Annotated in this window: 6 protein-coding genes and 1 pseudogene; 4 read left to right on the top strand and 3 right to left on the bottom strand. The window is 41.5% G+C overall.

Annotated elements, in window-relative coordinates:
* The first annotated feature begins 217 nt into the window (after positions 1–217).
* Positions 218–355 (top strand): hypothetical protein, encoded by a 138-nt coding sequence (locus tag BLT_RS24060; protein ID WP_017728211.1) that lies wholly within the window; start codon positions 218–220, stop codon positions 353–355.
* A gap of 180 nt (positions 356–535) precedes the next feature.
* On the opposite strand, the gene BLT_RS0112960 is transcribed toward BLT_RS24060, so the two are convergent.
* Positions 536–742 carry a YqzH family protein gene (locus BLT_RS0112960; RefSeq protein WP_017728210.1) on the bottom strand — a complete coding sequence of 69 codons (207 nt, stop codon included), beginning with the start codon at positions 740–742 and terminating at the stop codon, positions 536–538.
* A 559-nt stretch (positions 743–1301) separates the two neighbouring features.
* Between BLT_RS0112960 and BLT_RS21935 the strand changes: the two genes are divergently transcribed.
* Both BLT_RS21935 and BLT_RS24055 read left to right on the top strand, forming a co-directional pair.
* Positions 1302–1523, top strand: coding sequence for a transposase (locus BLT_RS21935; protein WP_051045249.1), 222 nt, complete (start codon positions 1302–1304; stop codon positions 1521–1523).
* 206 nt (positions 1524–1729) lie between these two features.
* Positions 1730–1873 (top strand): hypothetical protein, encoded by a 144-nt coding sequence (locus tag BLT_RS24055; protein ID WP_017728209.1) that lies wholly within the window; start codon positions 1730–1732, stop codon positions 1871–1873.
* A 560-nt stretch (positions 1874–2433) separates the two neighbouring features.
* Here the strand turns inward: BLT_RS24055 and BLT_RS0112940 are convergent.
* Positions 2434–2973, bottom strand: a complete 540-nt coding sequence (locus BLT_RS0112940) for a hypothetical protein (RefSeq protein WP_017728207.1) — start codon at positions 2971–2973, stop codon at positions 2434–2436.
* A gap of 1057 nt (positions 2974–4030) precedes the next feature.
* On the opposite strand from BLT_RS0112940, the gene asnB reads away from it, so the two are divergent.
* Positions 4031–5878, top strand: a complete 1848-nt coding sequence (gene asnB, locus BLT_RS0112930; RefSeq protein WP_026105112.1) for an asparagine synthase (glutamine-hydrolyzing) — start codon at positions 4031–4033, stop codon at positions 5876–5878.
* A gap of 220 nt (positions 5879–6098) precedes the next feature.
* Here the strand turns inward: asnB and BLT_RS24500 are convergent.
* Positions 6099–6299, bottom strand: a pseudogene (locus tag BLT_RS24500) (recombinase family protein); the annotation flags it as partial.
* Positions 6300–6322: the final 23 nt, after the last annotated feature.

Here is a 6322-nt window from a genome sequence, read left to right as displayed (position 1 = left end):
TTTGTTTTACTATACAGTGTGCTGTGTGGATGGATAGCGGACAAAATGACAATGAAATTAAATGCAAGTAAATTTGTAAATTTACTTTTCTACTTCTTTTTTGCTTTCATTATATCTGTTCTGCTATTTAGGGATGATCTAACGAGTTTTTATCTTTTTCTATAGGGGCCGCTGCTTGGCTATGGAAGTATAATTTAGGTTAAAGAGACAAATAATCATGACGAGAATTAAACTGTTTTTTGATAAAGAGGCTGGGACAAACGAGTTTTTATTGAAGATACATCCGAACGTCATGATCGTTGCTGCATCGCAATCGCTTCGGAAATATCCTTCGCTTTCCGCGGGCGGCTGGTGAGCCTCCTCGTGCTTTTCGCACTGTGGGGTCTCACCTTTGCCTTTGATCCCGCAGGAGTCTACGTATATTTCCTCCGCTAAGGTTGTGCATTGTTCGCATGTTTAATCATACATGTTCGTTACGTCACAGCCTCTTTATCTTTATACAAATTTTAATGAAAGTTGCAGGACATCTTAGTCTCTAAACTCTGTCCTGTTCACTAAAAAAATAGCTATAGCACACATCATGAATCGTCTCTTCTAGTTCTTCATTTGTCTCGGCTTGGACCTGTGTCAAGATGGTAGTGATCAATCCTTCTTGTTCTTGTTCTGTGATGGGGATCATCGTGTCGTTCGTATAGCTTGCCACAATCCGCTCGATTTTTTTCAGTAAAAAACGCTGGTCCATCCTTATGCCTCCAATTGATAAAAAAATTGCTGATGAAAGCTGCCCATCGTTTCAATAGGTGCGGCAGCTTTTCATGTTTTTCATAAACATGAGGGCTATATCTAACAGCATACCACTCATTCGGAAAGGAAGGATAGACGGTTTAATGCTGCTTTCTCTGAACGAGGTTATAGGCAGCTTAAGTAGGAGAGGAGCGCCCCTAAAAGAACTATAGCCAATGCCCAAAACATTATCATGAAGATCCTTTCTGGTAATAATAAAGCAAGTCATCGATTTTAATCGGCTCGATGAAAAGTTATCCACCATTGTAGCGTTCAAGCAGCTCACGGTGCTTCGTCACTCCTTTAAAACCAACGCTTGTTTCTTCTTATAGCTTTGCCCGAACAATAAATATCCCCTTGGTGAGGATACGGTGTATTCATGAGCATTTTAATTAACGTTGTCCTGAAGCATTTGATCCGATCAGATTGTTTAGATAGCCTTTCCCCCTCTGTTAGGATAGATGTCGTACGATACTTTAGTGTTAGAGTTAAGTAATATAACACGGAGGTCGATCGATATGAAAGGGAAAAATAGAGTGCGATATTCGAAGGAACAAAAAGAAGCGATGGTTCAACGTATGATGGCGCCAACTAACGAATCAGTGGCAAAAATTTCGAAAGAAGAAGGCATCTCAGAAGTGACGTTGTACAAGTGGCGCAAGGAAGCATGCGCAGCTGGTGTGGCAACGCCTAGAAATGGACAACAAGCGACAAGTGGGGCAGTCAAGATAAGTTTTTAATCGTGATGGAGACGTTTGCGATGAATGAAACCTAACTACAAAAGAAGGAAAAGGCCCAAGCGATTTTGGGGGACGACGAGGAAGAATGAGTAGCCCATCAAATCGCGCATTAGCTGTTGAACTCATCCAAGAAGCCAACCAAAATGGTGCGCGATTAGCGAAGGCTTGCAAGGAACTCCATATCAGTGGCAGAGGGGGAGGTAAAGGTGGATCAGCGTCCACTTGTGAAAAGACCTGTACCTTTACCACCGACACAAATTGTGCGAAAGCTTGCGGACAAAGGGACTTACATTGCCTCAGAATCAACGTTTTATCGTGTATTACGTGAAGAAAAGATGCAACATCAGTGAGGTTGTAGTCAAAAGTCTGAGCGAAGAATCCCTGAAAGCCATCTAGCCACATCACCAAACCAAGTAGGGACATGGGATATTACGTGGCTTGGTGGGCATGTAAAAGGCTTGCATTAGCGACCCACGAACATAATAAGTGACCAGAAGTGGGGAATCGACTCATATCAAAAGGGCAACAGTCTGTGGTGCAACTGGTCGTGTGAACAGTCTACTTTACGGTTACACCATAGAGTCACGACCTACCTTCGCCAGCCGCAATCATTAGTTCGCCAGGATTCATTTTATTCCTTCACATGGTGCAACATTCGTTATATGGGTGTCTACTTGCAAAATACAGCTCATTTATTTTTGTTTTTATTCTGCGATAACATTTCTTTTGTTAAAGAGTAAATTTTATAAATAAAGTATAAAATAAGCACTTGGAATATAGCTATTACCAAGGTAGTAAAAAGTAAAATTATTCTTAAAAAACTAAGTGCATCTTCTCCCATAGTCATTAAAATATCCCCTTTTTTGGCATACAAAGCTGTGGTTATAGAACCACAGCTTTGTATGAAATTTTAGAAATTAAAGCGAGTACCAGCTGTTTTAATTGAACCACTATTAGCTGAGTAACTAACAGATAATAATAAGCCTATATTAACTCCAACAGAAGCCGTTCCCCAACTAGTATCGTCATGGGCATATCTTACTACAACTGAACGTTGAGGGTTTGTAGTCATTGCATTAGCGTCGAAATAAAGTCTTGTTCTTCTTTCTCCTACTGCATCATTATGGGTTTTCCAAGCTGCTCCATACATATTAGCTTCTACAGGGAGACCACCACATTTACTTACATAGTCGTATCTGTTTTGATTTGGATTCCAATAATAAGTGCGACAACTTTCAGTTCCTTCTATTATGTCCCAGTCATTAGGAAGAGCGTATCCAAAATGGTCATTAAAAGTGTCTCTTCTATCCCAAGACCAATCAGCTGTCACTGTGCCGTACATTCTATTTCCTGACATGTAAATAAAAGAACCAAAAGTTATATCGTTTTCAGGAAGCTCTTCGTCATGTTCTTCAAATGAGTAGAATTCTACATTTTCATCATCTTTCATTTTAGATACAACTCTTTTTTCATGTCTAAATCCATTTTGTCGAGTGCATTTTCAGGTGTACCTAGCTCAATAAATATGAATTTAATTCTTGCTCAGAAACGTCAACATCGTTATTAATTTGATTTTCTTGGGCGTTTCCGTTGAAAGCAAAAGGTAAAAATACTAAAAGCGTTAATGTTAAAAAGAATCCTAGGAACCTGGGTTAGTTCATTTTGTACCTCCTATTTTTTTCTTTAATGGATTGGATGTAATAATAATAGTAAAGTACTCTATTACTCTATTCGAAACTCACTAGATTTCATATTTTAGATTCAGCGCTTAAGAAAAGAAGCCAGCTAACTTATGATTACGTATTCTCAATGTTATTTCGTTATCCTAACAAAAACATCTTTAGATGAAATTTAGCAGCTTCCGCTAATGCTGTATAGTGTCATACGGGAGAACATGTAGCAATTTTGGAGAAGCGAAAAGATGTATACGAAGCTGCGAAAGCAAAGCATCCAGAGCGTTTGGCACGAGGTACAAGACATTGGGCACCCAATGAACAAGTAGCGCTCAATCCGATGCGAGATGAGGGGAAAAACGACCCTTTGAGGAAATTTTCCTAGTGGTAGCCTTGACTGAACTCAAGGATGGACGACATTTTTGTAAATCCTAAAGTAACTAAATGCGACAACTATATTGACAATCACCGCTTTTGGGACAGAGAAGTTAAGATTGTTCAATGAAAATCGATGGAAGGATTTGCTCATATTTCGTACGTCAATGATCTTTTCCACTACGATTCCTTCTCATAAAGAAGAATCCTGACTATCTCTATCAGCTCTTCATACGTTTTGCCTTATCATGAAAGGCTGTGTTCGTCATTCCTAATCATTCCCCATCACTCCCCATCCCCATCACTCTGGTTCCATAATCGTGATACACACCTAGACAAATGACTGAATAGAATAGTGTGTGTGAATGCGGGGAGAAAGAACATGAAGGAAAGTTATAGAGAAAAGTAGCTTGTAGCTAAAAACAGGAGAAACACTTGCCAAAAGGGGCTGATGAAAAGATGTGTGGAATTACGGGGTGGATTGATTGGCGACGGGATATGCGTATAGAGGAGGAAGAGGTTCGAAAAATGGTGCGGACATTAGAGCATCGTGGGCCAGATGATTTGAACATTTGGTCAACAACGCACGCAGCCTTTGGTCACGCCCGTCTTGTGGTCGTTGACCCGGAAGGCGGGGTTCAGCCAATGACCCGTACTGTAAATGGAAAAGCCTATACAATTTCTTACAACGGAGAGCTCTATAATACAGAGGAGATTCGGAAGGAATTATTGAAGAGAGGGCATGAGTTTAAAGGTCATTCCGATACGGAAGTGCTTTTGAAATCCTATATTGAGTGGGGCAATCAATGCCTCGAAAAACTAAACGGAATTTTTGCCTTTGCGGTTTGGAACGACAAGGATGAAAGCTTGTTTATGGCAAGAGATCGATTAGGGGTCAAGCCACTGTTTTATTCAATTAAACAAGGTCAAATTTTATTTGCCTCAGAAATCAAGGCACTCCTTGCCCATCGCAATATGAAACCAATTGTCGCCGAAACAGGTCTCGCGGAGGTGATGGGTCTAGGTCCATCACGGACACCAGGACACGGAGTATTCGAAGACATTCAAGAGCTCAAACCAGCCCATTTGTTGGTCTATGATCGAAATGGGGTATCTGTGAGCAGGTATTGGTCGTTAGAAAGTAAAGCACATGAACACAATGTGGAGGAAACGGCAGCCTATATTCGTGAATTATTAGAAGACATTGTGGAGCGGCAGCTGTTTGCCGATGTCCCTGTTGGTATGTTCCTCTCAGGAGGAGTGGACTCTAGCGCCTTAACCGCACTTGCCGCAAAGGTATACGAGAAACAAGGGAAAGGAGCGATTCGCAGCTATTCCATTGATTATGATGAAAACGACAAATATTTTAAAGCGAATGATTTTCAACCAAATGCCGATGGCCCATGGATTCATATCGTTTCAGAAGCATTTGGTACCAACCACTATAATGCGGTCATTTCAATCGATGAGCTTGCCAACCAATTGAAGCAAGCTGTCATCATGAGAGATTTGCCTGGAATGGCTGATGTGGATTCGTCGCTACTGTGGTTTTGTAAAGAGATTAAACAGGATGTGACTGTTGGCTTATCAGGGGAGTGCGCCGATGAAATTTTTGGTGGCTATCCCTGGTTTCATCGACCGGACGTGATGAATTATGACGGCTTCCCATGGATGCGCTCAGCTGATGAACGGCAAGAGATGCTAAATGAAAAATGGCAAAAGAAGCTGAATCTACCAAGCTATGTGTATGACCGTTACAAAGAAACGATTAAGGAAGTGCCAACATACGAGAAAGATACACGTGAAGAGGCGCGCCGCAGGGAAATTTCTTATTTAAATAAAATTTGGTTCATGACGACTTTGCTCGAGCGCAAGGACCGAATGAGCATGGGGGCCAGCCTCGAGGTTCGCGTTCCCTTCGCAGATCACCGCCTTGTCGAGTATGTCTGGAATATCCCGTGGGAAATGAAGCGCCTCAACGGACGAGAAAAAGGCATCCTCAGAAAAGCGCTAGAAGGACTTCTGCCAGATGACATCCTCTATCGCAAAAAAAGCCCGTACCCAAAAACACACCACCCAAGCTACACCGAAGCAGTTCAAAAGGAAATGCTCCAAATCGTCAATCAAAAAGACAGTCCACTTTTCGAATTTGCCAGCCGAGAAAAGCTCCGAAACCTAGCAGAAACAGGAGGCAAGGCGTTTACAAAGCCGTATTTTGGTCAACTTATGACCGGCCCTCAACTTCTTGCTCATTTTATCCAGATGGATTACTGGTTGAAGACATATGATGTGAAGATAAAGGGATAGTGTGACATGACTCACCTGATTTAGGTGGGTTTTTTTGCATGAGGGGAGAGGGAAGATGTGTTGTAGAGGAGCGAAATCACTAAAAATTTACAAACAAGATCAAAATGTTTTTTAATCGTTTCACGCTCCCGCTGAGCCAGCGTCCTAATGATTGTGTAAACATTCTTCCCAGTAGCACTTGATGTGGCAAACACTTTCTGTAGAGGACTAAAAAGCAACCTTATGTAAGTCCATAAGCTTCAAAACGGTCAAGATGATATACAAGCACAACATCAAACTTCTCTTGCTTAATATCAGCAATCAAACGCTGCATAGCAGGGCGATTCGTGTTCTTTGCTGAGAAGCCTTCATCCACGTAATCATCCACAATCATCCAGCCTTGTGATTCAGCAAAAGCGGTTAGACGCATCCTTTGAGCTTCGAGGGAAAAACCATTCCTTTACC

This window comes from Halalkalibacterium ligniniphilum (genome assembly GCF_000334155.1).
Taxonomy (GTDB): Bacteria; Bacillota; Bacilli; order Bacillales; family Bacillaceae_D; genus Halalkalibacterium; species Halalkalibacterium ligniniphilum.
This window is presented reverse-complemented; position numbering and strand designations above follow the sequence as displayed.